Source organism: Acidovorax sp. KNOB132 (genome assembly GCF_057541515.1).
The window spans coordinates 1-1,729 of sequence record NZ_BAAJYT010000471.1; the positions used below are offsets into that span (position 1 = coordinate 1).

1 protein-coding gene is annotated in these 1,729 nt (G+C 69.2%); it reads right to left on the bottom strand.

The genetic code is table 11. From position 1 onward, the window contains the following. The coding region (locus AC27IO_RS23820; RefSeq protein WP_498741131.1) for a gamma-glutamyl-gamma-aminobutyrate hydrolase family protein at positions 1–1,691 on the bottom strand (1,691 nt) is incomplete at its 3' end. Between the last annotated feature and the right edge of the window lie 38 nt (positions 1,692–1,729).

The window sequence follows — 1,729 nt, forward strand, 5'->3', positions numbered from 1 at the left end:
CGCCCCTCCGCCAGCGCCTCGGCCGTGATGGCGGCCTTGTGGCGGTGCGCGGTCGCCGCGTCCGACAGGATCTTCCACAGCGCATCGTTGCCAGGCGACATGTGGTCCAGGATGCCGCTGGCGATCAGGTCGGCCGGGTTCTGCAAGCCCGACGTCTGCGCTCCAGGCCGCGTATAGCCCGCCCCCAGTTGCTCCAGTTCCGTGTTGGACAACGGCCGGGCCTCGCCGCCCCGGGCCGTCGATCCGTCGAAGAACTCGGGGTGGAACTGCAAGCCGATCAGCGGCGCGCGCGGCTGGGACGATTCGACCGCCATGATGGCCCGCCAGGCGGTCTCGCCCCCTTCCGAGGGAATGGTCCGGCGCAGCGAGGTGCTCAGGTGCGGCCGGCCCTCCGGTGGGTCGATCACGGCCTGGTGGTGATAGACGGCCGCGCGGATGCCTTGCAGCGCTGTGCCGAAGACGCCGACGCCGTTCTCCGCGACCTCGGTGGCCCGCGCCTGCCCGGCTTCTTCGCCCTGGTCGTTGCCGAGCGTGCGGACGCCGACCTGGTGCCCCACGTGCTGCTGCAGCGCCGCGCCGAAAAATACATTGGTCATCTGAAAGCCCCGGCAGATCGCCATCAAGGGCACGCCGCGGTGAAAGCACTGGTGCAGCAGACCCATTTCGAGCACGGACCGGCGGTAGTCGCCCTTCCAGTCCGTCTGCGGCTCTGCCTGCTGGTTGTACAGGCGGGGCGAAATATCTTCGCCGCCAGGCAGCACGACGGAGTCCACGTGCCGGGCCAGGATCTCGGCCTTGGCCAGGATCTGCGCGATCTTCGGCAGGGCTTCGGGATTCGCCAGGGCATCGATCACGAGGCGCTGCGGCAAGGATTGGTCGCTGCCCGGCTGCGAGGCCAGATGTTCGAGGTGCGCCTCGACCTCCGCATCCACCGCCTTCGCCTGCAGCGAGGCGGCCCGCATCTCGACCCGCAGAGGCAAGGTGCCCGCCACCGCCTCGAGCTTGGCAACCACGCGCGGGACGGTGATGCCCCGCGAGTCATGGGAGACCAGCGTGGCCGTGGTGGGCCGGGTAAGGCCGACGGTCGCGTCGGACACCGCGTCGATGGTGAAGCGCCCCTTCGTGCCCAGGAACAAGGTGTCGGTCAGGACGGACGGTCCTTGGGTGGCGGACGCTTCGATCCGCGTCCCCTCGGCCACCGAGGTGCTGAGAAAGTGCGTGCCGGGCATCTTCACGCCCGCGAACACGCAATCGCCCGTCAGTTGCGCATCCTCGAAACTGCAGAGGTGCAGCTCGCTGTCTTCGAAGCGAACGCCGCTCAGTTCCGCGTGCAGGAACATCGTCTCCTTGAATTCGCAGCGCTTGAAAGCGGTGTTGCGCAGCGAGGCGCCCGCCAATGACACGCTTTCGAACCGGCAGCTTCCGAACCGGCTGCCTTCGATGTGCGTGTCGGCCAGGGAGCTGGCATCGAACTGGCAGCGCTTGAAATCCACGCCCGAGAGATCCCACCCCCGCAGGGCCGGATCACCCTCGGCCCACTGCACGCCTTCCAACACGTGGGAATGGCCCGCGGCGGCCAATGCGGCCGCGAGCGACGGCTTGCCGCGGCCGGCCGCATCCAAGGCGCCCGCCGGTGCATCGGCCACGGCCTGCAGGAGCCGGTGCAGCAAGGCGGTGTCCGCCGTGCCCACGGCGAGCGGGGCCTTTGGCGGTACGGACGGGCCATCGA